The following is a 23252-nucleotide window of genomic DNA, read 5'->3' on the forward strand; positions in this document are numbered from 1 at the left end:
AAAATTTTACCCGACACCTTGACCAAACGTGTTCGTTAACCGACACATTCGCCATTATTGCTCGTTGAAGCCTTGCTTGTCCCGCATAATAATAATCTACTAGATACTCATTAAATTATATTGGGGGGGAGCCAAGATGGTCAAACACCCGGACCAGGACTTCGTGGAAGTCAACCGAATGCGAAGCCCCATATAATGGAGCAATATGGACAAACCCGAGGCTATGGACGGAATGATGGACAATACTACTGCCGCGGAACAACGAAAACCGTTTTGGTATATTCGCTCCATCGGCACGCCCGCACATGTTGTCCGCTCCTTGTGGCGGAAAAGGAACGGGACCTAATCCGACGGATCGCGGCAAGCAGTAAGTTCTGTGCGTGTAGACCAGATGGCACGGCGCGCTCTATTTTTGCGATTTTAGGTTGTTCTACGTCCGAAAGTAGCATGTTCACCTTCGGTCGGATCCCGTGTAATGGAATGGTTGTTGAACATACAGTTATTGTGACGCGTTACAAGAACGGAGGAGAATGGTGAGAAGAGCCCATGTGCAATTACGGAAGGGACGAGCAGCCAAGCTGCTCCTTATCGCGTTGGCGATCATGTTGCTGAACGTGGTCCCCCTGCTGCCGGCCGACTGGGGGAGCCGCGCCTATGCGGCGGAGAACTATACGATCGACACGATCGTCGGAACCGGCACAGCGGGCTTCTCCGGAGACGGAGGGCCGGCAGCTTCGGCCCAAATCAACATCGTTTACCATATTGCCGTAGACGCCGACGGAAATCTGTACATTCCGGATCAGTATAATCATGTGATTCGGAAAGTGGATACGTCCGGCATCATTACGACGGTAGCCGGAAGGCCCGGAGTCGCCGCGAACATTTCCATCCCTTCGGGGGATGGCGGCCCGGCGACTTCGGCCACATTGCGACTACCTTCGTCCGTGGCCTTCGACAGCGAAGGGAATATGTACATAACGGAACTCGGCTACGAGCGCGTACGCAAGGTGGATACGTCCGGCATCATCACCACGGTGGCCGGCTCGAGCACGGGCCAACTGGGCTATTCCGGCGACGGCGGCCCGGCGACTTCGGCCCTGCTGAACCGTCCGGTGGATGTTGCCGTGGACAGCGCCGGCAATTTATATATCGCGGAAATTTTTAATCATGTCGTTCGGAAAGTGGATGCAACGACCGGCATCATCAGCACGGTAGCCGGGACGGGAGCTGCCGGTTTCTCGGGCGACGGCGGCCCGGCGACTTCGGCGCAGTTAAATACTCCGTATTCCATTGACTTTGACGGCAGCGGGAATCTGTACATCGCGGACCGAAATAACAATCGGGTGCGGAAAATAGATACATCCGGGAATATCAGTACGGTGGCCGGCACGGGAGTTTCCGGCTATTCCTGCGACGGCGAGCCTGCGACTTCGGCCGTTATGTGGCAACCGATCGGACTCACCGTAGACGACAACGGAACGCTGTACGTCGCGGAGAACAGCAATCACATCGTTCGGAAAATCAGTTCGACCGGCATCATCACGACCATTGCCGGGACCGGCGACTTCGGAGATTCCGGCGACGGCGGCCCGGCGACATCGGCGGAACTGAGAGGCCCTATCGGGATCGATCTGGACCCTAACGGGAATCTGTATGTATCGGACAACGGCAACTACAAGATCAAAAAGCTTGAAACGGTTTCCCACACGGTCACGTTCGATAAGAACGGCGGGGATACGGAGGCGACCCCCTCGACCTTGATCGTGACGGACGGCGAGACGGCGGCTGCCCTCCCCGCCCCGCCGACCCGTCCCGGCTATGCGTTCGCGGGATGGAATACGCTGCCGGACGGCAGCGGAACCGTCTTCGACGCGACGACCGTCGTGAGCGGCGATGTGACCGTCTATGCCCAGTGGAGTCTGAGTCCTCCTGCCCATCTCAGGGCGTCCCCCGGCAACGGTCAAGTGTCACTGGCCTGGGACACGGTCACGTCAGCCGTCTATTACAGCTTGTATATCGGCACCGCATCAGGTGCATACGATCCAATGCCGCTCGCCACGGTGACAGAGGTTGCCTACACGGCAACAGGTCTTGTCAACGATACGACCTATTATTTCGCCGTGAAGGCGCACAACGCCGCGGACGTCAGCGAATACTCGAACGAGGCGAGCGCGACGCCGCGCGCCCCGAATTCGTCGACGCCGTCAACGCCGGACTCCGATTCTGACTCCGGACGGTCTACGATTCAAGTCGTTGACGGCAACGGCGGGTCCCTCGTATCGAATGCCTATATCGTCCGTTCGTCTGCCAACGCCGGACGCCGGCAAGCGGCGGTCGAACTGACGGAAGAGCAGGCGGCCCGAGCGATCGACAAGCTCAGGGCGCTCGGTTCCGATTTCGCGAAGATGCTCATCCCGGACGAAGATAACGGGGACGTCGAGCTGGTCGTGACGTTCCCGAAGGCTTCGGTCGATTTGCTGTCCGAAAGCAAGATCCGGATGGAGATTTCCGCGACGCGGGCGCGTGTCGTCATCCCGGACGCAACGCTCGAAGGGGGAACGGACGGGCTTCGTTTTCGCATCGAACCGGCCAGGGAAAAAGACCTCGAATCGATCGAATCGCTGGCAACGACGGATCCGCTCGTACTCGAAGCCGCGAGAGGCGGCACGGTCGAAACCGTCGGCCGTCCGATGACGATCGGATCGAACGCGACCGTCGGCGGATACGAGGCGATTCTGCCGCTGACCGGTGCGCCGCTCAACGACGAACAGCTGAAGAGAGTCGCGGTCTTCGCGTTGTATGACGACGGCACGAAGGAGCTGGCAAGAGGAAGCATCGTCCCCTATGACGGCGAAGATCGGCTGGGGATCCGTTTTCCCGTCTCCGCCGGCAAGACGGGCACGTTTACCGTCGTCTTTTGGATGAATCCGGAGCATCAAGCGTTTCTGTTCGGTTATGCCGACGGGACGTTCGCTCCGGACCGAAACGTAACCCGCGCGGAAGTCGCCGCGATGCTGGTCAGGGTGTTCGACCGGGATGAGGACGCGGCGCCTGGAGATTTCCCGGACGTCGAGGATGAGCATTGGGCGAAGGGGTACATTGACCGCGCCTCCGGCATGAGCCTCATGATCGGTTATCCCGACGGCAGCTTCAAGCCGGACGCGATGATCACGCGGGCGGAGATGGCGAGCGCGATCTCCCCGTTGCTGCCCGATGCAACGGGCGCAAGCGCGGGATTTGCCGATATAGACGGAAGCTGGGCGAAAGCCGTCATCGAGCAAACGAATGCGGCAGGTATCGTATACGGGTATGAGGACGGCACGTTCCGCCCGAGTTCGACGCTGACCCGCGCCGAGGCGGTCACGATGATCGATAGACTGCTGGGCCGCGGACCGCTGATCGGATCGCCGCAGCAATGGCCGGACGTCACGCAAGCCCACTGGGCGTACGGCTATATCCAGGAAGCATCCATGGACCATTCCTACGAGAAGCAGCAGGACGGCACGGAGAAGTTCATTCCGGTACCGTAAGCCGGTTCCATCGGACGGCGGGGCTGACGCCCCGTCTCCGGCTGAACGGGCTTGCTCTGTGATTAGGCTGAGAGGATCGCTTTACAGCGATTTGCATGCCAGCGGGAAAGACGACTTCGAATTTTCTAACCATACGTCGGAAACCAAACAGCCGAAAGGGCCACCTCGGAACGGCCGTCGCGGTAAACATATTGTACGTGTCGAACGGGATGACGCGGCGGCCCGTGGTCGCAGCATGGACCGCACAGCGGCAAGGCGGGGAACTTACGGAGAGAACGGAACTCACCATATTAAAACCGCCTTTATAGGCCGCAATTCGATGAATGACGAGAAATTGGATAATATAGGTAAACTAGTTCATAGAATGTGGGAGTGTCTATCATGTTCTTTCCAAAAAGCCGAAAGCTCATTCCTCTTATTCTGTCTTTCGTATTGCTGCTGACTGCGGCGGTTCCTTACGGTTCCGGGGAGGCCAATGCGGCGCAGACGGAAGTGGGGAGCGGAATTGTGAATATTGCCGCGGGAGCCTATCATTCGCTGGCGCTGAAGTCGGACGGCACCGTCGTCGTTTGGGGAAGCAATAGCGCTGGTCAAACGGACGTGCCGGCCGAGCTTGCCGGGCCGGGGAAAGTGATCGATATCGCAGCGGCAGCGAATTATTCGCTGGCGCTGAAATCGGACGGCACCGTCGTTGCCTGGGGTGATAATCATAATGGGGTAACGGACGTGCCGGCCGGACTTACCGGGGTTGTGGCGATCGCAGCGGGAGGCGCTCATGTGCTAGCGCTGAAATCGGACGGCACCGTCGTCGCCTGGGGAAAAAATAGTCAACATCAAACGGACGTGCCGGCCGGACTTACCGGGGTCGTGGCGATCGCGGCGGGAGCGTTGCATTCGCTGGCGCTGAAATCGGACGGCACCGTTGTCGCCTGGGGAAATAATCTTTATGGTCAATTGAACTTGCCGGCCGGACTTACCGGGGTGGCGGGGATCGTGGCAGGAGAGAATCATTCGCTGGCGCTGAAATCGGACGGCACCGTCGTCGCCTGGGGAAATAATAGTAGTGGTCAATCGACCGTGCCGGCCGGGCTTTCCGGTGGCGTGGCGGTCGCGGCGAAATTGAATCATTCGCTGGCGCTTAAAGCCGACGGCACCGTCGTCGCCTGGGGAAGTAATACGTTTGGTCAATCGACCGTGCCGGCCGGACTTACCGGGATCGTGGCGGTCGCGGCGGGAGAGATTCATTCGATGGCGCTGAAGTCGGACGGCACCGTCGTCGCCTGGGGAAATAATGATGAGGGTCAAACGAACGTGCCGGACGGGCTTGCCAAGCCGGTCAAGGGTGGCGCTGTCGCGGCGGGATCGATTCATTCGCTGGCGCTGAAGTCGGACGGCATCGTCGAAGCCTGGGGAGGCAGCCCGGGAGATGTCTGGGGAGACGACGACCCGGAACTTGGTCAATTGACCGTGCCGGACGGGCTTACCGAGGTGACGGCAATTGCAGCGGGATCGTATCATTCGCTGGCACTGAAAGCGAACGGCACCGTTGTCGCCTGGGGAGATAACCGTTACGGTCAAACGGACGTGCCCGGGCTCTCCGGCGTGAAGGCCGTCTCGGGGGGAACGCAACATTCGCTGGCGCTGAGATCGAACGGCACCGTCGTCGCTTGGGGAGATAACTATTATGGTCAAACGACCGTGCCGGCCGGACTCTCCGGGGTGGTGGCGATCGCGGCGGGAGGTTTTCATTCGCTGGCGCTGAAATCGGACGGCACCGTCGTCGCCTGGGGAAGTAATACTGGTGGCCAAACGACCGTGCCTGCCGGACTCTCCGGGGTGGTGGCGATCGCGGCGGGAGGGCTTCATTCGCTGGCGCTGAAAGCGAACGGTACCGTCGTCGCCTGGGGTGGTGATTTTCATGGTCAATCGTACGTTCCGGCCGAGCTTACCGGGGTGGTGGCGATCGCGGCGGGAGGGCTTCATTCGGTGGCGCTGAAAGCGGACGGCACCGTTGTCGCCTGGGGTGATGATTTTTATGGTCAATCGGACGTGCCTGCCGGACTCTCCGGGGTGGTGGCGATCGCGGCGGGAGGGACTCTTTCGCTGGCACTGAAGGCGGACGGCACCGTCGTCGCTTGGGGAGCCGGCCCGGGAGATAGTGATTATTACGGTCAAACGGACGTGCCGGGCAATGACCGTCTGAGCGGCCTGACGGTGCAGGAGGGCGATATGGATCCCGCGTTTTCCCCTTCGGTCACCGCTTATACCTTCGTCGGCCTGTCGGAATCGAGCGTGCATATCAAGGCAACGCTGGCGGACACGGCTAACGCCCAGCTGTATGTCGACAACCAGCCGCAAGCCAGCGGCAGCACGGCGACCGTAAGCGTCTCGGGAGCATCGACGGTCATCCCTGTTCGGGTTGAACCGTATTTGAAGCCGCCTCGAACGTACACGATTACCGTGCTGCGAGACGGTACGCCTCCCGACGTTCAGTTCGCCGCGAACGGCCAAGCGACGCCTTCGCGAACGGCGGAAAGCACCGTGACTGTGACGGATGCGGAAAGCGGCGTCGACGCAGCCTCGCTGCAATACGCCTGGACGCAAAGCGTGGAAACGCCCGCCGACGGCTGGACGGCTTACGCCAGCGGCGACCCATTGCGGCAGACAAGCGGAGACGGCAACTGGTATTTGCATATCCGCGCGCGGGATGGGGCCGGGAATGTCGCCGACGCGGTATCGAACGCGTTCGTTCTGGACAACACGGCGCCGGAGCTTGCGCTGAACGGCAGCAATCCGATGAATATCCCGCAAGGCGGGACGTATACGGAACCGGGGGCGGTTGCGACCGATGCGATCGACGGCGCGATTCCGGCTTCGTCCATCACGATTTCGGGCGCCGTGGACACGTCGCGCCTCGGAAATTACCCGATTCAATATGCGGTCACGGACCGCGCCGGCAATGCCGCTTCGGTCATCCGCGATGTGAACGTGTATGACGGGGACGCGCCGGCGATTTATTTGAACGGATCGAATCCCATGACAGTGGAAGCAGACAGCGTCTTTACCGATCCCGGCGCAGGATGCGCAGGACGGCGACCTTTCCGCTTCGATTATAGTGACCGGAACGGTGGATACGTCGACACTCGGCACGTATACGCTGACCTATAACGTTTCCGATGCCGCAGGCAATGCGGCTGCGACCGTGACGCGCACGGTCCATGTGCAAGATACGCAGCCTCCCGTTCTCACGCTGCTCGGCGATCCCGCGATGAGCGTGCCGGTTGGCGCAGCGTTTGCCGATCCCGGAGCGCAAGCGACCGATGCCTATTACGGCGACATCTCCGATCGCATTGTCGTGACCGGAACGGTAGATACAAGCCAAGCGGGCGAGTATACGCTGCGGTACAGTGTGGAAGATCCATCCGGCAATGCCGCCTCGGTCATCCGCGATGTTTACGTGTACGACGGGGACGCGCCGGCGATTTATTTGAACGGACCGAATCCCATGACGGTGGAAGCGAACAGTCCGTTTGCCGATCCCGGCGCAACGGCTCAGGATTTGCAGGACGGAGACCTTTCCGCCTCGATCGCGGTGACCGGAACGGTGGATACGTCGACACTCGGCACGTATACGCTGACCTATAACGTTTCCGATGCCGCAGGCAATGCGGCTGCGACCGTGACGCGCGCGGTCCATGTGCAAGATACGCAGCCTCCCGTTCTCACGCTGCTCGGCGATCCCGTGATGAGTGTGCCGCTTGGCGCAGCGTTTGCCGATCCCGGAGCGCAAGCGACCGATGCCTATTACGGCGACATCTCCGATCGCATTGTCGTGACCGGAACGGTAGATACAAGCCAAGCGGGCGAGTATACGCTGCGGTACAGAGTGGAGGATCCATCCGGCAATGCCGCCGCGGTCATCCGCGATGTTTACGTGTATGACGGGGACGCGCCGGCGATTTATTTGAACGGACCGAATCCCATGACGGTGGAAGCGAACAGTCCGTTTGCCGATCCCGGCGCAACGGCTCAGGATTTGCAGGACGGCGACCTTTCCGCCTCGATCGCGGTGACCGGAATGGTGGATACGTCGACACTCGGCACGTATACGCTGACCTATAACGTTTCCGATGCCGTAGGCAATGCGGCTGCGACTGTGACGCGCACGGTCTATGTGCAAGATACGCAGCCTCCCGTTCTCACGCTGCTCGGCGATCCCGTGATGAGCGTGCCGCTTGGCGCAGCGTTTGCCGATCCCGGAGCGCAAGCGACCGATGCCTATTACGGCGACATCTCCGATCGCATTGTCGTGACCGGAACGGTAGATACAAGCCAAGCGGGCGAGTATATGCTTCGGTACAATGTGAAGGATCCATCCGGCAATGCCGCCGCGGAAGCGACGCGCACGGTGACGGTCACGGCTCCTGACGGCTCTGACGGCTCCGATGGCTCCAACGGCTCTGACGGCTCCGATGGCTCCGATGGCTCCGATGGCTCCGATGGCTCCGAAAATACGGGGAACTCGGGAACGAACGAATCCTCAGGCAGCGACGAGCCTGCTGCCATCCACCAGGTAATCGTCAAATTCAACGGGGTGGTCAAGTGGGTGGACGCATCGTACGAAGCGTCCGACGGGCAACGCATAACCCGGATTTTCCCGACGGCGGAGCAATTGTCCGAAGCATTGGCAACCGAGCCGGGTGGCATTAAGATCGAAGCGCAAGACATCGGAGATTCAGTCCAGATGGACCTTCCGGCCACTTTGCTGCTTCACGCGCTGGAAGTTCGTCCCGACGCCCTGTTGGAATGGCGCGTTAATGGAAACGGCCTGCGCATTCCGCTCCGCGTCCTCCAAGGCGTTCCGGGGGAAGCGGCCGTTACCTTCAAGATCGCTGTGGCTGCGGGTTCCGTCAGCGACGCCGTGAACGGAGCGATCGCGAGAGCGGGGGGAGAGCCGCTGCTCCCTCATCCGGTCGTGTATTCGCTTCAGGCCAACGACGGCAGCAGCATTGATTGGGGCCGAACGTACGCGACTCTAACGACCGCTCTGCCCGAACCGGCCAATCCGGATCAAGCGACAGCCGTACGCATCGACGAAAACGGGCGGATGCGGTTCACGCCGGCTGTCTTCTCGAACGAGGGCTCACCCCTGGTGACGATTCGTTCGCCTTATAACGGTGTTTATTCGGTCATCCGATCGGATCATTCGTTTGCGGATTTGAACGGGCACTGGGCGCAAAAGGATATCGTCCTGATGGCGAACAAGCTGCTTGTCGAAGGAAGAACGCAAGACCGATTTGTGCCGGACGATCACATCAGCCGCGCCGAATTTGCCGCCATGCTCGTGCGAGCTCTCGGCCTGGACGATGAACCAGACGGTTCGACGCCTTTCCGGGACGTGGCGCCGGGAGCGTGGTATGCGGGGGCCGTTCGGGCCGCTCAACAACATCAGCTCATTGACGGTTTTGAGGACGGGACGTTCCGGCCGGAGGCTCCCGTTACCCGCGAACAAATGGCGGTCATGATCGTCAGGGCGATGGAGTACGCCGGACATGCGCCGGATGCGAACGGGGCGATGGCGAGAACGTTCGCCGACGAAGCGGACATCGCGCCATGGGCGGACGCCGCGGTGGGGCGGCTGACCGGAGCCTCCATCATTCACGGTTTGACCGAAACGAAGTTCGGTCCCCGGGAATATGCGTCCCGCGCGCAAGGCGCCGTTCTGTTGAAGCGGATGCTGCAGGCGATGCAATTTATCAATCCGTAAGCTTTAAGGATTCGAGTGGAAATGCGGGTCCCGTACGTATTTGCAAATGCTCGTGTGCTTTCAGCGCCAGCAGGGCAGCGGTGATTTCATGGATCGTGCGAGGATTCGTTCTTATGGCATTGGGTGGAGATCGGCTATTGTAACTCAAACATTAAAAGATTGCTGTCAAAGCCCCGTTTTTAGCGGGGCTTTCGGTAATACCGTGTCCGTTTATACCATGGGCGACTTGAAGCAACGTTATTTGAACATGGAAATTAAGAGGACTTTTCCCGGCTGGCAAAAACGGTCGCTGCAGCCGCGCCGCCTGTCATCGGCATCAAAGTTACGAATATTCGCATGTCGCACCGACCGTATGTTAACGGTCATCTTTTATATTCACGATCAAAGCGAATTTTTGCAGCGGACGTCGCACGAATTGAAGACGCCGCTGCACGGCATTCGCAATCTGGCGAAGCATGTGCTGCACAAGGAGACAGAGATACGTAAAGACGCGCGTCGTCATCTGGGCGAGCCGGAATTGACCTGCAACATTGCAACGTTCGGGTTGTCCTTCACGGTCCAGCTTCACGATCCAGCGCCTCCGGCGTCCCTTAAGGGCGTCGGGGGCGTTTGTTACAAGCGGCCTCCGGAAGGCAGCTTTTTTTGCATAAGCTCCCCAACACCCGATACAATTTTCTTGAAAATCTTGCAGTTATCCGTTTTATAACGGTAAAATTGTAAGGCAACGAACCATGCTATGGCGGCTAGATGAGGAATGCCGTTGGGAACAACGCTTCCAACAGGTGTCTCTAACGTTCGCTGCGTTCGGTTTGACGAGATAAAGAAAAGAGGAACCTAAGTGGGAGCAGTATCTAGACAAGCTGTAATCAGAAAAAAGATCATGAAGGCAGTTACGGTAATTGCCGGCGGTTTTATTACGGCCTATGGCTTGGAAGCGGTACTCATCCCCAACAACGTATCGGATGGCGGCGTGACCGGCCTGAGCATCGTCGGCTCGCATTGGACCGGCCTGCCCTTGGCCGTTCTGCTTGCATTGATCAACATCCCTTTTATTTTCTTGGGTTATAAGCAGATTGGCAGAAGCTTTGCGATTTATTCGGTGCTCGGCATTGCGTCGCTGGCGATCGGTACGACGGTGATGCACCATATCCCGACGATTATTAAGGGCGATACGTTATTGATCACCGTTGTCGGCGGCATTATTATCGGTTTTGGCATGGGGCTGGCGCTGCGCAACGGCGGCGCTCTGGACGGGATTGACATGTTGGCCGTGCTGCTATCCCGCAGGATGCCGTTCGGAACGAGCGACCTGATTTTATTCCTGAACCTGTTCGTCTTCGTAATCGTCTCGACGGTCTTTGGGCTTCAAGGCGCCATTTTGTCGGCGATTGCCTACTTTATCGCTTCCAAGGTTATTCATATCGTAGAGGAAGGATTCAGCGGCTCCAAAACGTATAAAATCATTACCAATAAGGCGGAAGAAATGATTCAGACGATTCGCGACCGGTTGGGGCGCAGCTCGACCTACACGTTTGTACACGGCGGTTATTCCAATGAGCAGTTTACAGAAATTACATGCGTAATCAACCGCCTGGAAGAAAGCAAGATGAGGGAAATCATTAACGAGGTCGACGATAAAGCCTTTATTATTGTGTACGACATAGCGGAAGTGAAGGGCGGAAACTTCCGTAAGCACAATATTCATTAGACGCTATCGCGCTATCATCCCCTAAAATTAATCCACCTATCCAATAGGAATGACCTTTACAATCACCCTACTTTCCATTCGATTCGGAAAACCCGGTGGCCGCTGCGCTGTTGGCGAAGATGAGATATAATGAAAAAGAAAAACGGGAAGTTCGATTTGCGTATTTGCGAATGCTTCTGCCCTTGAGGAATAAGCTTGACGATGCAAAGTTAGCTTGGATCAATTGAATGGGATGCGGGCTTGAATAAACTCGCGAAATCAAAGAAAAAAGAGCGGTGACAACGTGGAAGTCAATTATTGCTCGTCCTGCGGCAGCGCCATGGAAACCCGGGAGATCGGGGGCGCGCCGCGAAGGGCATGCACGAAATGCAGCTTCGTTTATTGGGGGAATTACAGCATCGGAGTAGGGGCGTTAGTCGTAAAGGACGACAAGGTGCTGCTCGTGCGCCGGGCGCAAGAGCCCGGCAAGGGGTATTGGACGAACCCCGGCGGCTACATCGAGCAGTTGGAGCCGATCGAAGAGACGATCGTCAGGGAAGTGGCGGAGGAGTGCGGCGTCGAAGCCAGGGTGAAGGGGATCGTCGCGCTGCGCGATCAGCCGAGAAGCATCCATAACGTATACATCGCCTTCGAGATGGAATACGCGGGCGGAGAACCGACCCCCGACGAAGACGAAGTGGACGCCGCCGGATTCTACAGCTTGCGGGAGATGGAGACGATGAACGTTGCGCCGTTCACGAAATGGCTGGTCGACGTCGCTTTGCGCGGCGCCACGGACGGGCTTGCCGTCGACCGGAATCCGGTCGTTCCGCTCGAGGGGTACGGCTTGTTCCGGGTATAGCCCGGCCGGGCGAGGCCGGCCGACCGATGGCCGACCGATGGAAAGGGCTTGTCCGTTATCGGAGAAAGCCCGGCACGTGTTCGGCCAGATAGCTTCTGAACTCTCCTAAACTCGCGAACACCCGCTCGGGAGGGATCGGATATTCCTTCGCCTGCACGGTCGGCATCCATTGGGCCGCGAACGTGCGGACGCCGGCGTCGCGGCCCGCCCGCATATCGTCGTTGCTGTCGCCGACAAAGACGGTATCCTCGCGGTTCCAGCCAAGCGCGTCGAGGATTTGGAGGATCCCTTCCGGAGACGGCTTGGACTTCGCGACGTCGTCCCCGGTGACGATTCGATCGAACGGCAGCGCAAGTCCGAGCTTGGCGAGGGAAATGTCGAGCGTCCGGCGCGATTTGCCCGTGAACAGCGCAAGGCCTGCTCCCGCGTCATGCAAATCCCGAAGCAGCGACGCGATCTCCTCGTTTTTTTCGACCATTTCTTCGTGGTAAAGCTCGTATTCGGCGACAAATTCCTCGATGGCCGCGTCCGCGAACTCTTGACGCTGCAGATGGAGGCGAATGATGCCGAGCTCCGAAGGCCCGCTCATCCGGTTGAAATCGCCGAAATCCAGCTCCCGGCCGTCATGCTTGCGGAAGGCGTTGCCGAGCGCGCGAATCATGACCGGCAGCGTGTCGGCGAGCGTTCCGTCAAAGTCGAAAATCAAGTGCTTGATGGATCCCATGTTGAATTTCCTCCTGTTCAAAACGTTAAAGTTCGCCCGAATCCGCCAGCTTGCGCACGTCCGGAAGCGAAATCCGTTCGCCCGTTTGCTCGTGGTACAAATAAGCCCCCTTGACGTGATCGATAAACAAAATGCCGTCCAGATGGTCCACCTCGTGTTGAATGCAGCGCGCAAGATACCCCTCCGCTTCCAGCTCGAACGGTTGGCCGGCGCGATTCAGGCTTCTCACCTTCACATATTGGGCGCGCTTTACTTCGCCCGCATATCCGGGAAAGGAAAGACAGGCTTCGGCTCCGAGCTGTTCTCCGCGCCGCTCCACGATTTCCGGATTCACCAATTCGATCAAGCCGTCCCCGCAGTCCATCGCGACCGCCCTGCGCAAAATGCCGATTTGCGGCGCCGCGAGTCCGGCGCGCCCTTCCGCGGCGTACAACGTATCCTTCAGATCGTCGAGCAGCTTGACGATTCTTGGCGTCACTTCCTCGACGGGTTTTGCCTTTTTCCTCAAAACGGATTCTCCGAACGGCAATATGGCTCGAACGGTCATGCTGCGCGGCTCCTTTTTTCGTCTTTTTTCTTTGCGTCGTCCCTCAACATTTTAATACGCATGTCGCCTTCGCGTGAAGAAAAAAATAAAATCGGCGATTTATGCGGTTTGCCTATAAAAAAGGGATGATTAATTTTGGAAATTTGATAGAATAGAAGTAGGGCTATTAACCTATACTTACCGGAGGCACCAAAGGGAATGAAATTTGTCGGCTTCATCTTTTTCTCTTCCCTGGAGTACATCGCATTTATCTACTTGATTCTAGTCCTCTTCCGGTTTAACGTTCGGGAGAACATATACAAATTCGTTCTGTATGCGATCGTGCTAAGCTTTGCCTCCAACTCGTTGCAAGCGGAATCTTTGCAGGTGTATTCGCCGCTCGTTCACGTGGTCGTTCATATCGCGTTCATTACGATCTTTTTGGGATTGCACGTGTTTAATTCGGCGGTTATGGTCATTACCGGCTATGTCGTCAACTCCATCGTTCAGTGGATGATCGTCGGCGTTATATCGCATGTTAACGGAGCCCAGCTGAAAATCGAATCGTACACGTTCGAAGCCTTTGCGATCCAGGCCGCCACCGCCGCGATAATGGCATTGTGCGGAATGGCGACCAAGCTTCAAAACGGCGGCTTCAGCTTTATCGGGGAAGCGAGCCGGTTTTCGCGAAGCCGGATTTTCGTTCGCAAAAACGTTCCCTTTTTGATATTCCTGCTGCTTTCGATCATTTTGGTCGTGGCGGCGAACATGCTTTATATCGCAGCGTCCAATCCGCCCTATTTGCTGATTTCGATCTTGTTCTTCCTGGCGTTAATCGCTTTGATTGTCATCTCGGTAAAAAAGGATCGTGAAGACGATGATTGAATCGATGGCTTTGCGGCTCGCCCAGCGTCTCAAGAACGCGGAGCCGGAGGGAACGGCCAGCGTCGAAGTGATGAAATACTCTCTCGTCATTTTGCTTAATCTCTTTTTTACGATATTGGTTATTGGCCTTGCGGGAGCGATAACCGGAAAATTCGGCCAAACCATGCTTGGATTGGCCGCGTTCATGGTCCTCAAATTCGTTTCCGGCGGGGCGCATCTGCGCACCGCGCTGCAGTGCTCGGTTCTGTCCGTCGTCTGCGTCGTCGCCGTCCCGCATATTCCGTTGACGGATACGTGGACGCAAGCGGTCATTGCCGTCAGTGCCGTCCTGCTTCTCCTTTTCGCGCCTTCCAATCTGAAAGGCCACACGCGCATCCCGGACCGATATTTTCCACTGCTCAAGCTGGCATCGGTCTTCATCGTATCGCTTAATTTCTTTTGGCTCAGTTCCACTGTTGCAGTGGCTCATTTTATTCAGGCGGCTTCAACCATCCGAATAAATAGGAGGAGATTGAAAAATGAAGCGTAATGCCGTAACTGTCGTTTCCCGCGTATTGGCGCTTGTCGCCGTAGCTTTCGCGTCGACTGCGTGCCAATTTTTGTTCCATCGGCCGGAGGTTCCCGACGAGTTGAAACGGTAATAGCCGAAAAGGAGTGGCCGAATGTCGCAACAGATTTTTTTGCTTGATCGCAAGGGGAAACCATGTGCCGTCAGCGTAGAGAATCTTGTTGCAGTTCGCCCTACGGCCAAAGGTCCGGAGTTTTATACGAAGGATGACGTCTATTACTACCCGACCCGGATGGACGAGCTTCACCTTTTGTTGAGCGACTTCGGCTTCGAACGGCTGGACCGTACGAATCTGGTCAATCTGAATCAGGTGAAAGCATTCGATCCGAAGGACCGCAAAGTGTACTTCGACTATCCGTGGAACAGGGAAAGCCTTTTTTTCACGGTATCGGAAGCGAACTTGAAAAAGGTCGAGCATCTGGCGGAGGAGAATGCAGCTAAACCTAGTGCCTTTCGCGAACTTCTTCATGATAATGGGTGAATGCAATGGTTGGAACTGAGACACTCTCGGGATAATGGCGTAACGCCATTATCCCGTTTGTGTGTTTAAAGCCGATTATTTCTTGCGCTGCGTTTCAATTTTCTCGGCCAGCTCGTTCAGCTCGGTCCACCGGTCCAGCAGCGCTTCCAGCTTCTCCTCGGTCCGCTGCTGCTCCGCCGCAAGCTCCTGCAGCATCATCGAATCGCTCGCGAACTCTTCCATCCGGGTCGCGATTTGCGCCAGTTCGGCTTCCGTTTCCGCGATCCAGCCGTCGATCTGCTCGAAGTCCTTTTGATCCTTGTACGACATTTTCAGCGGCTTCTCCCGGTGCTCCTGGGCTTGGGGCCTGCTCTCCTCCCGCCCGGCGGAGGGCAAAGGACGGCCGCGGCCGCGCGAATCGTCGCTGTCCGCACCGGCAGCCGCTGCGCCGCGAGCTCTCGCATGCGCTTCGTAATCCGAATAATTGCCGACATGGCGAACGATTTCGCCGTCTCCTTCAAAGGCGAAAATGCGGTCGACGGTCCGATCGAGAAAGTAGCGGTCGTGCGAAACGACGAAGACGACGCCGGGGAAATCGTCGAGATAATCCTCCAGCACGGAAAGCGTCGATACATCCAAATCGTTCGTCGGCTCGTCGAGCAGGAGCACGTTCGGCGCGTCCATCAGCACGCGCAGCAATTGCAGCCTTCGCTTCTCGCCGCCGGACAGCCGGGCGATCGGCGTCCACTGGGCGGCCGGAGGAAAGAGGAACCGCTCCAGCATCTGCGAAGCCGAGATCGTCGTGCCATCCGCCGTCCGGACTTGCTCCGATCCTTCGCGAATATATTCGATCACGCGGACGTTTCCGTCCATCTCTTCGTGCTCTTGCGAAAACCAGCCGATTTTGACCGTTTCGCCGAGCGTGACGGTGCCGGAATCCGGCTTCAGCCTGCCGGCAATGAGCTTCAGCAGCGTCGACTTGCCGCTTCCGTTGCGCCCGACGATGCCGACGCGATCCTCCGGAACGGCGATATAGCTGAAATCGCGAATGACCGTCCGTTCGCCGAAACGTTTGCTTACCGAGTCCAGCTCGACGATTTTGCGGCCGAGGCGGGAGGAGACGGCGGACATGTCCAGCTTGGCCGCTCCGGCCTTTGGCGCCTGCTTCTTCAACGCTTCGTAGCGGTCGATCCGGGCCTTTTGCTTTGTCGACCGGGCTTGAGCGCCGCGCCGGATCCAGGCCAGCTCGTTTCGCAGCAGGTTTTGCCGCTTCGCCTCGGAGGCGGCTTCGCGCTCTTCTCTTTCCAGCTTCAGCTCCAGAAACCGGCTGTAGTTCGCTTCGTAAAAGTAGGCCCGTCCCTTGTCCAGCTCGATGACGCGATTGCTGACGCGATCGAGAAAATACCGGTCGTGCGTGATCATGATCAGCGCGCCTTTGCGCTTCTGCAGGGCGGCTTCGAGCCATGCGACCGATTCGTTGTCGATATGGTTCGTCGGCTCGTCGAGAATGAGCACGTCCGAAGGCTGCAGCAGCGCCGCCGCCATCGCCACGCGCTTGCGCTGGCCGCCGGACAGCGTCTCGACCTTCGCTTCGTAATCGCGAATGCCGAGCTTCGAGAGCGTCGTTTTCGCGTCGCTTTCGAGCTGCCACGCATCGAGCTCGTCCATCCGCTGGTTAGCGGCGATGAGCCGCTTTTGCAGCGCGCCGTCCCCGGGATTGCGTTCGAGCCCGGCGATCGCTTCTTCGTACTCGCGAACGGCGGCCAGTTGGGGCGCATCCCCGCCGAGCACATGTTCAAGCGTCGTCTCCCCGGGCTTGAAAACGGGCTCCTGGGCCAGCATCCGCACCCGAATCCGGCTGCCCGTCACGACCGTTCCGGAGTCGGCCGGCTCGAGTCCGGCAATCACGCGAAGCAGCGTCGATTTGCCGGTTCCGTTGACGCCGATGATGCCGATCCGGTCTCCTTCCGCCACGCCGAACGAAACGTCCTCGAACAGCATGCGGTCTCCGAAACTTTTGGATAGATGTTCAACCGACAATAAATGCATAAAATCCAACTCGCTTTATGTTGAAATGCGGCTAATACCGTTTAGCGCTGCAGAAAAGCGCGAACCTGCCGGGCTAGCGCTTTTTGATTTTGTTGTAGTTGTTCAGGCCGATCGCGCCCAGCGCGAGGCCGAGCGCCGTCAGGGCGATGCCTACCCACAGATCCAGGATCAGCATGTCCACGACGCCGAATACGATAAGCATTACGCCCAAAACGGACAGCAGGAGGGGGTTTTGCGGTTTGGCATCCGGTTTGGCGTTCGGATTGGCCTGCGGCTTCGGATTGCGTTTTTGATATTGTTTTTTGTTCACGGCGCACCTCGGGCTCTGCAGCGATTTTGATATTTTTGCTTGATTCGCTTCATTATAGCATAAACCGCGGGCCGTTCTTGCGCAGAAAAAGCGCCCGATGCGAAAGGAATCGGAAATCCCAAATATTTCATTTGCACGACCAGCTTTTCTGTGATATTATATTCAACGTTGCAGGTCCTTAGCTCAGCTGGCAGAGCAGTTGACTCTTAATCAACGGGTCGTGGGTTCGATCCCCACAGGGCCTACCACTATCGACTATGCAAGAGCAGGCAGGGCGCAGGGGCCCTCGACCTGCTCTTTTTGCTGAACGGAAATAAATCGTTCATAAAAGGAGCAAAATATGATTCAGAAATGGAGGCAAACCTGGTTTTCGAACGTCAGGCCGGACATTATTGCGGGGATCACGACGGTTCTGGCGCTCATCCCCGACTCGCTCGCGTTTGCGTTTATCGCGGGCGTCAATCCGATGGTAAGCATTTACTCGACCATTTGCATTCTGATCCTCATTTCCTTTTTCGGCGGACGGCCGGGGATGGTATCGTCCTCCGCGGGCTCGATGGCGGTATTGATGACCGCGCTGGTGGCGAGCGAAGGGATCGAGTATTTGTTCGCCGCGACGATTTTAACGGGAATTTTGCAGTATTTGATGGGCGTGTTTCGCATGGGCAAGCTGATGAGGCTCGTCCCGCACTCGGTCATCACCGGCTTCGTCAATTCTCTTGCCATTCTTATTTTTATTTCGCAGCTGCGCTACTTCGACGGAGAATCGTGGCCGATGTACGCGATGGCGGCGGGGACGCTGATCCTGATTTACCTGATTCCGAAATTCACGAAAGCTTTGCCGTCCCCGCTGATCGCCATTGCGCTGATGGCGGTCGTTTCCCTGCTGCTGCCCGGCAATATGCAGACCGTCGGGGATTTGGCGACGATTACGGCTTCGATTCCGATTCCTTCGTTCCCGGACGTTCCGTTCTCGCTGGATACGCTGTGGAAAATCCTTCCCGTCTCGTTGTCGCTCGCGATCGTCGGCTATGCGGAAACGCTGCTGACCCAGACGATGATCGACGATTTGACCGAAGAGAAGACGAGCAAGGACAAGGAAATGCGCGGCCAAGGCATCGCCAATACCGTCACCGGCTTTATGGGCGGCATGGCGGGGTGCGCCCTGGTTGCGGAATCGGTCATCAACGTCAAAAACGGGGGCCGTTCCAGGCTGTCCACGCTCGTAGCGGGCGTCGTGCTGTTCGTGCTCGTATTCGCGCTGAGCGGCGTCGTTTCGGCGATTCCGATCGCGGCCCTGGTCGGGTTTATGATATACGTGTGCATGGAAATTTTCGATTGGAACTATTTCCGGACGATACGCCGCGTTCCCGTTTCCGAGGCGCTGGTCATGGCGGCTACCGTCGCGATCGTCGTCGTCACGCATAATTTGGCCATCGGCGTTCTCGTCGGGGTCGCGCTCAGCATTATCGTGCATGCGCTGAAGTCCGCCAGACTCGAGGTCACGGAGGAAATGCGGGGGGATGAGAAAGTGTACCGCGTGCGCGGGCAGCTGTTTTTCATCTCCAGCGAAACGCTGCTCGAACGGATCGATTTTGCCGACGAAACGGACAAAGTGTGCATCGATCTGACGGGCGCGCAGGTATGGGACCATACCGCAAGGCTTGCCTTGGATAAAATCGAGGGGCGCTTGTCCGACAAGGGCAAGAAAGTCCGGTTTGTCGGCCATCCGGCCGTTTCGTAAAAAAGGATGGACAAGCTTAACCGGCGGGGCGATGTTCGCCCCGCCGGTTTTTTCGTAGTACGCCCAGCATGGGCGTCATCTCTAGGGTGAAAGTCCCGAACGGGGGCTGGCGAACGCCTACCGTTAGCCAAGAGCAAGGGTGTCAGCCGCGAGGCGGAATCTGAAGGAAGCTGGAGGCAAATGCACGAGCCAAGGTACACGAACTCAATTTGAGGCAGGGTTAGTCGGATGAGTCACCTACACATGACGAAATCCAAAGTCGCCAAGGGCTTTCCCTGTAAACTTGGGTGGTTGCGGGCAGAAAGATGACGTTCTTATCTGGGGAGACCTGCGGAAAATGCGAAGTTACTTCGTAACCACAGTCGGAAGGCTGTGCTGAATCCGCAGGAGTCAGCAGAGGCCATAGTACGGGAGTACGGGACGCCGGAAACCGGAAGGGCTGAACCGAAAGGAGAGAGGAAACCGATGCGTTCGCACGAGGAGCAAAGACAGCAGAATATCTCGCAAGAGAGCTTGCGGCAAAGAGAAGCGGTGAAGCCGTCAGGGTATGCCGAAGCGCCGAGTTCTACGACGGCACAAGTCGCCCCTTCCTCTCGCGAAGCGAATAACGACTTGTTAGAACGAATGCTCAAAGGAGATAACCTTAGGCTCGCCTACAAGCGAGTGGTGCAGAACGGAGGGGCGCCCGGTGTGGACAGTGTAACGGTAGCGAATCTACAAGCTTACCTGAAAACACACTGGGAAACGGTGAAAACCGAACTCCTCGCGGGAACCTACAGACCCATGCCCGTCAAACGAGTGGAAATCCCCAAGCCCGGAGGCGGCGTGAGGCTGCTTGGCATCCCGACCGTGATGGACCGCTTTCTTCAACAAGCCCTTCTACAAGTGATGAATCCGATCTTCGATGCGGACTTCTCGAGGCGTAGCTACGGCTTTCGCCCCGGAAAGCGAGCGCATGACGCGGTAAAGCAAGCTCAGCACTACATCCAGGAAGGTTTTCGATGGGTGGTAGACATGGACTTAGCGAAGTTCTTTGACCGAATCAACCACGACATGCTCATGGCAAGAGTAGCAAGGAAAGTGACGGACAAGCGTGTCCTAAAGCTCATTCGCGCCTATCTTAATGCTGGGGTTATGGCGAATGGGGTGTTCGAAAAGACGGGAGAGGGAACGCCGCAAGGGGGACCTCTGAGCCCGCTTTTAGCGAACATTCTACTGGACGACTTGGACAAAGAGCTGACAAAACGAGGATTGCGATTTGTCCGCTATGCGGACGACTGCAATATTTTCGTTGCCAGTAAACGTGCAGGCGAACGCGTCATGGAGTCGGTAACGCGCTTCGTAGAAGGAAAGCTGAAACTGAAAGTGAATCGAGAGAAAAGCGCAGTAGATCGTCCTTGGAACCGTAAGTTCCTCGGATTCAGTTTCCTGTGGGATAAAAAGGCGACGATTCGGTTAGCCCCACAGACCATTTCGCGGTTTAAAGAGAAGGTACGAGAGCTGACGAACCGTTCGCGGTCGATGTCTATGGAAAACCGGATTATGCAATTAAACCGCTATCTCATCGGCTGGATTGGCTATTTCCGACTAGCATCGGCAAAGGGACACTGCGAGAAACTCGACCAGTGGACTCGCCGCAGACTGCGTATGTGCTTATGGAAGCAATGGAAACGTGTACGTACTCGAATCCGTGAGCTTCGAGCACTCGGCGTCCCAGAATGGGCGTGTTTTGTCATGGCTAACTCCAGACGCGGTGCTTGGGAAATGTCTCGAAACACAAATAATGCCCTCCCGACTTCCTACTGGGAAGCGAAAGGGCTGAAAAGTTTGCTTACTCGTTATTTAGCACTTTGTTAACCTTTTGGAACCGCCGTATGCGGACCCGCATGTACGGTGGTGTGAGAGGACGGAGGCTAGGCGCCTCCTCCTACTCGATTCGTTCGCTTGCCGGGCAGCTTAGATGTCGGCTTCGGCTAACGTGCGTTGCTGCTCCGCCATTTTGCGGCGATAGGCGTCCGGCGTGCAGCCGACGGCCGCTTTGAAGACGCGGCTGAAATGCGCCGCGTGCGGGAAGCCGACGGACTTGCCCACTTCGGCCACGGAATGCCCGGGATCGAGCCGGAATAGAATTTTGGCCTGATTGATCCGCCGATTGTACAAGTACTGAAACACCGTCGTCCCGGTGACGTCCTTGAACAGGTTCGAGAGATACGTTTTGGTCAAATGGAGTTCGTCGGCGATGGAGGCCAGCGTAACGGGCTCGTGGTAGGTCTTCTCCAGATAGGAGATGACGTTCTGAACGTGGCGCTCCCGTTCCGAGCGGTGGGCTTGCTCTTCGACCGGCTGCAGGCAGCATTCCTTGATGACGTAGAGCAGCTCGAAAAAGCGCAGGGCGAACCGTTCGTAAGCGAAGGGCCGGGCCGTCTCGGGCTGAACGGCGGCTTGCTTCAGAATGTGCAAATCCGCAAGCAGCCGCTCGGTTTCTTCGCGCCGCTCCCCGGTCAGGGAAATCCGGTAATTCCGGAGCTCGTCGAATGGCAAAAGCAGGCTTTCCGCCGTCTCGGGGGGCAGGGCGCGGCGCAGGTAAGCCGGATCGAAATGAGCCAGCGAGCGAACGTACGGGACGTCGGCCTGCGGATGCGGCCGGTGCAGCGTCATGCCGTGCATGAGGATGAGATCGCCCGGCGAGAGCGTCATGATGCGGTCTCCGATCAAATACGTGCACTGGCCTTCATGGAAGTAGTAAATCTCGTAAAAGGCATGGGAGTGGAACGTCGGGTTGACATAAGGCGCAGAGCTTCGGTAAGCGAAATCGATCGGATGACTCCACTGAACAATCGGAAAGACGGCCATCTCGGTACCCCCGCCTTCAAACGTTCGATGAACCCCGCCGGCTGTTCGCGCCGACAGGGTTCATCGCTCTTTTGATCGATTGTATCATGTTTTGAAGGCGATTTCATCCGAGCCGGTCTTGCTTGCATTGGTCTTGCTTTCGGTCAACCGACCCGAACCGCATCCCGCTGGGCGATCAGGCAAAGCTCGGCGGCTTTGAACGCGTGCTCCTGCGTCATCGCGTTCTCGGTGCCGTTCAGGCAGTCGAGGATCAGCTCGCCGAAAAACGGGTAGCCGATTTTGCCCGACACGTCGAAATGCGCCTCTCCTTCGTGGTTGACCAGATAGACGTGGTTGCCGCTGCCGGAACGGGCGATGTCGATGTACTTGCGCAGCTCGATATACCCGTCGGTGCCGAGAATAAACGTCCGGCCGTCACCCCAGGTGCCGAGTCCGTCCGGCGTCAGCCAGTCGACGCGGAAATAGTTCGTCGCCCCGTTGTCCCCGACAAGCGTCGCATCGCCGAAATCCTCAAGCTCGGGATGGCCCGGGTTGCGGTAGTTGGCGACTTTGCTGTGCAGCACGCGCGCGTCCTTGCACCCGGCAAAAAACAAAAACTGCTCGATCTGATGGCTGCCGATGTCGCACAGAATGCCCCCGTACCGGCTTTTTTGGAAAAACCAGTCCGGCCTTCCGGTACCCAGCCGGTGCGGTCCGGTGCCCAACACCTGGACGACGCGGCCGATCGCGCCGTCGCGGACGAGCTTGCCCGCGTACACGGCGCTTTCCACGTGCAGCCGTTCGCTGTAGTACACCATGTATTTGTTGCCGGTTTCCGCAGCCGCCCGGCGGGCCTCCTCCAGCTGGGCGAGATCCGTGAACGGCGCCTTGTCGGTAAAATAATGCTTCCCCGCCCTCATCGCGCGAACGCCGAGCGGCCCCCGATCGCTCGGGATCGCGGCCGCCGCCACGAGACGGACCTCGTCGTCCGCAAAAACCGTCTCTTCGGAGGGGGCCGCCTGCGCGCCGGGGAATACCTTTCGGAACGCTTCGACCTTCGCCGGGTCGGGATCGTAAACCCATTTGATCGTCGCTCCCGCTTCGACGAGGCCCTGGCATTGGCCGTAAATATGGCCGTGTTCGAGCGCGACGGCGGCGATCGCGAATTCCCCGGGGCCGCAAACCTTCTCGGGCTTTTCGGCGGAGGGCGCGTACGTTTGGCCGTTGCTGCTGCCGAACAGGGCGTTGCTGCGATTGTTGCCGGTCATGGAATGAACTCCTTTCGTGTTTCGGACGAGGCGGCCGCTT

General features: G+C 57.8%; 18 protein-coding genes and 1 tRNA gene. 13 read left to right on the forward strand and 6 right to left on the reverse strand.

Annotated elements, in window-relative coordinates; translation table 11 throughout:
• Positions 1 to 533 precede the first annotated feature (533 nt).
• The 6 genes from B7E11_RS15315 to B7E11_RS15340 all read left to right on the forward strand — a co-directional run bounded on the left by B7E11_RS15315 (position 534) and on the right by B7E11_RS15340 (position 11846).
• Positions 534 to 3530 carry an NHL domain-containing protein gene (locus B7E11_RS15315; RefSeq protein WP_213084142.1) on the forward strand — a complete coding sequence of 999 codons (2997 nt, stop codon included), beginning with the start codon at positions 534 to 536 and terminating at the stop codon, positions 3528 to 3530.
• A gap of 381 nt (positions 3531 to 3911) precedes the next feature.
• Positions 3912 to 6698 (forward strand): RCC1 domain-containing protein, encoded by a 2787-nt coding sequence (locus B7E11_RS15320; protein ID WP_080836164.1) that lies wholly within the window; start codon positions 3912 to 3914, stop codon positions 6696 to 6698.
• Positions 6658 to 9297 (forward strand): immunoglobulin-like domain-containing protein, encoded by a 2640-nt coding sequence (locus tag B7E11_RS15325; protein ID WP_139787216.1) that lies wholly within the window; start codon positions 6658 to 6660, stop codon positions 9295 to 9297. Before B7E11_RS15320 ends, B7E11_RS15325 begins: the two co-directional genes overlap by 41 nt.
• 40 nt (positions 9298 to 9337) lie before the next feature.
• Positions 9338 to 10003 carry a hypothetical protein gene (locus B7E11_RS15330; protein WP_139787217.1) on the forward strand — a complete coding sequence of 222 codons (666 nt, stop codon included), beginning with the start codon at positions 9338 to 9340 and terminating at the stop codon, positions 10001 to 10003.
• Between the two features lie 174 nt (positions 10004 to 10177).
• A complete protein-coding gene (locus B7E11_RS15335; protein ID WP_080836170.1) occupies positions 10178 to 11005 on the forward strand; it encodes a YitT family protein in 828 nt (275 codons plus the stop codon).
• 283 nt (positions 11006 to 11288) lie between these two features.
• Entirely contained in the window at positions 11289 to 11846 is a 558-nt protein-coding gene (locus B7E11_RS15340; protein WP_080836171.1) for an NUDIX domain-containing protein, read from the forward strand.
• 55 nt (positions 11847 to 11901) lie between these two features.
• Here B7E11_RS15340 and B7E11_RS15345 read toward each other — a convergent pair whose 3' ends face one another.
• Both B7E11_RS15345 and def read right to left on the reverse strand, forming a co-directional pair.
• A complete protein-coding gene (locus B7E11_RS15345; protein ID WP_080836174.1) occupies positions 11902 to 12570 on the reverse strand; it encodes an HAD family hydrolase in 669 nt (222 codons plus the stop codon).
• A 25-nt stretch (positions 12571 to 12595) separates the two neighbouring features.
• On the reverse strand, positions 12596 to 13117 hold the full coding sequence (gene def, locus B7E11_RS15350; protein ID WP_080836176.1) for a peptide deformylase: 522 nt from the start codon (positions 13115 to 13117) through the stop codon (positions 12596 to 12598).
• Between the two features lie 198 nt (positions 13118 to 13315).
• Here def and B7E11_RS15360 point away from each other — a divergent pair, with 198 nt between their 5' ends.
• From B7E11_RS15360 to B7E11_RS15375, 4 genes are read left to right on the forward strand one after another with little or no spacing between them, the layout of a single operon-like run.
• Complete coding sequence (locus B7E11_RS15360) at positions 13316 to 13981, forward strand: hypothetical protein (RefSeq protein ID WP_080836179.1); 666 nt, start codon at positions 13316 to 13318, stop codon at positions 13979 to 13981.
• Positions 13974 to 14510 (forward strand): accessory gene regulator ArgB-like protein, encoded by a 537-nt coding sequence (locus tag B7E11_RS15365; protein ID WP_080836182.1) that lies wholly within the window; start codon positions 13974 to 13976, stop codon positions 14508 to 14510. The genes B7E11_RS15360 and B7E11_RS15365 overlap by 8 nt, the downstream gene beginning before the upstream one ends.
• Positions 14500 to 14622 carry a cyclic lactone autoinducer peptide gene (locus B7E11_RS15370; protein ID WP_080836184.1) on the forward strand — a complete coding sequence of 41 codons (123 nt, stop codon included), beginning with the start codon at positions 14500 to 14502 and terminating at the stop codon, positions 14620 to 14622. Before B7E11_RS15365 ends, B7E11_RS15370 begins: the two co-directional genes overlap by 11 nt.
• A 21-nt stretch (positions 14623 to 14643) precedes the next feature.
• Positions 14644 to 15030 carry a LytTR family transcriptional regulator DNA-binding domain-containing protein gene (locus tag B7E11_RS15375; protein WP_080836186.1) on the forward strand — a complete coding sequence of 129 codons (387 nt, stop codon included), beginning with the start codon at positions 14644 to 14646 and terminating at the stop codon, positions 15028 to 15030.
• A gap of 75 nt (positions 15031 to 15105) precedes the next feature.
• Here B7E11_RS15375 and B7E11_RS15380 read toward each other — a convergent pair whose 3' ends face one another.
• Positions 15106 to 17058 carry an ABC-F family ATP-binding cassette domain-containing protein gene (locus tag B7E11_RS15380; RefSeq protein WP_080836188.1) on the reverse strand — a complete coding sequence of 651 codons (1953 nt, stop codon included), beginning with the start codon at positions 17056 to 17058 and terminating at the stop codon, positions 15106 to 15108.
• Between the two features lie 73 nt (positions 17059 to 17131).
• The gene (locus tag B7E11_RS15385; RefSeq protein ID WP_080836190.1) at positions 17132 to 17368 is read right to left on the reverse strand and encodes a hypothetical protein; all 237 of its coding nucleotides are present in this window, start codon (positions 17366 to 17368) and stop codon (positions 17132 to 17134) included.
• A 172-nt stretch (positions 17369 to 17540) separates the two neighbouring features.
• On the opposite strand from B7E11_RS15385, the gene B7E11_RS15390 reads away from it, so the two are divergent.
• From B7E11_RS15390 to ltrA, 3 genes are all read left to right on the forward strand, one after another.
• Positions 17541 to 17616: transfer RNA gene (locus B7E11_RS15390), tRNA-Lys, on the forward strand.
• A gap of 92 nt (positions 17617 to 17708) precedes the next feature.
• Positions 17709 to 19112 (forward strand): SulP family inorganic anion transporter, encoded by a 1404-nt coding sequence (locus B7E11_RS15395; protein WP_080836192.1) that lies wholly within the window; start codon positions 17709 to 17711, stop codon positions 19110 to 19112.
• A gap of 465 nt (positions 19113 to 19577) precedes the next feature.
• Positions 19578 to 20969 (forward strand): group II intron reverse transcriptase/maturase, encoded by a 1392-nt coding sequence (gene ltrA / locus B7E11_RS15400; protein WP_080832919.1) that lies wholly within the window; start codon positions 19578 to 19580, stop codon positions 20967 to 20969.
• 99 nt (positions 20970 to 21068) lie between these two features.
• Here ltrA and B7E11_RS15405 read toward each other — a convergent pair whose 3' ends face one another.
• Together B7E11_RS15405 and B7E11_RS15410 are read right to left on the reverse strand one after the other, a co-directional pair.
• Positions 21069 to 21965 (reverse strand): helix-turn-helix transcriptional regulator, encoded by an 897-nt coding sequence (locus B7E11_RS15405; protein WP_080836194.1) that lies wholly within the window; start codon positions 21963 to 21965, stop codon positions 21069 to 21071.
• A gap of 143 nt (positions 21966 to 22108) precedes the next feature.
• The gene (locus B7E11_RS15410; RefSeq protein WP_080836196.1) at positions 22109 to 23212 is read right to left on the reverse strand and encodes a Gfo/Idh/MocA family protein; all 1104 of its coding nucleotides are present in this window, start codon (positions 23210 to 23212) and stop codon (positions 22109 to 22111) included.
• Between the last annotated feature and the right edge of the window lie 40 nt (positions 23213 to 23252).

The organism is Cohnella massiliensis (genome assembly GCF_900169535.1).
Lineage (GTDB): Bacteria > Bacillota > Bacilli > Paenibacillales > Paenibacillaceae > Cohnella > Cohnella algarum.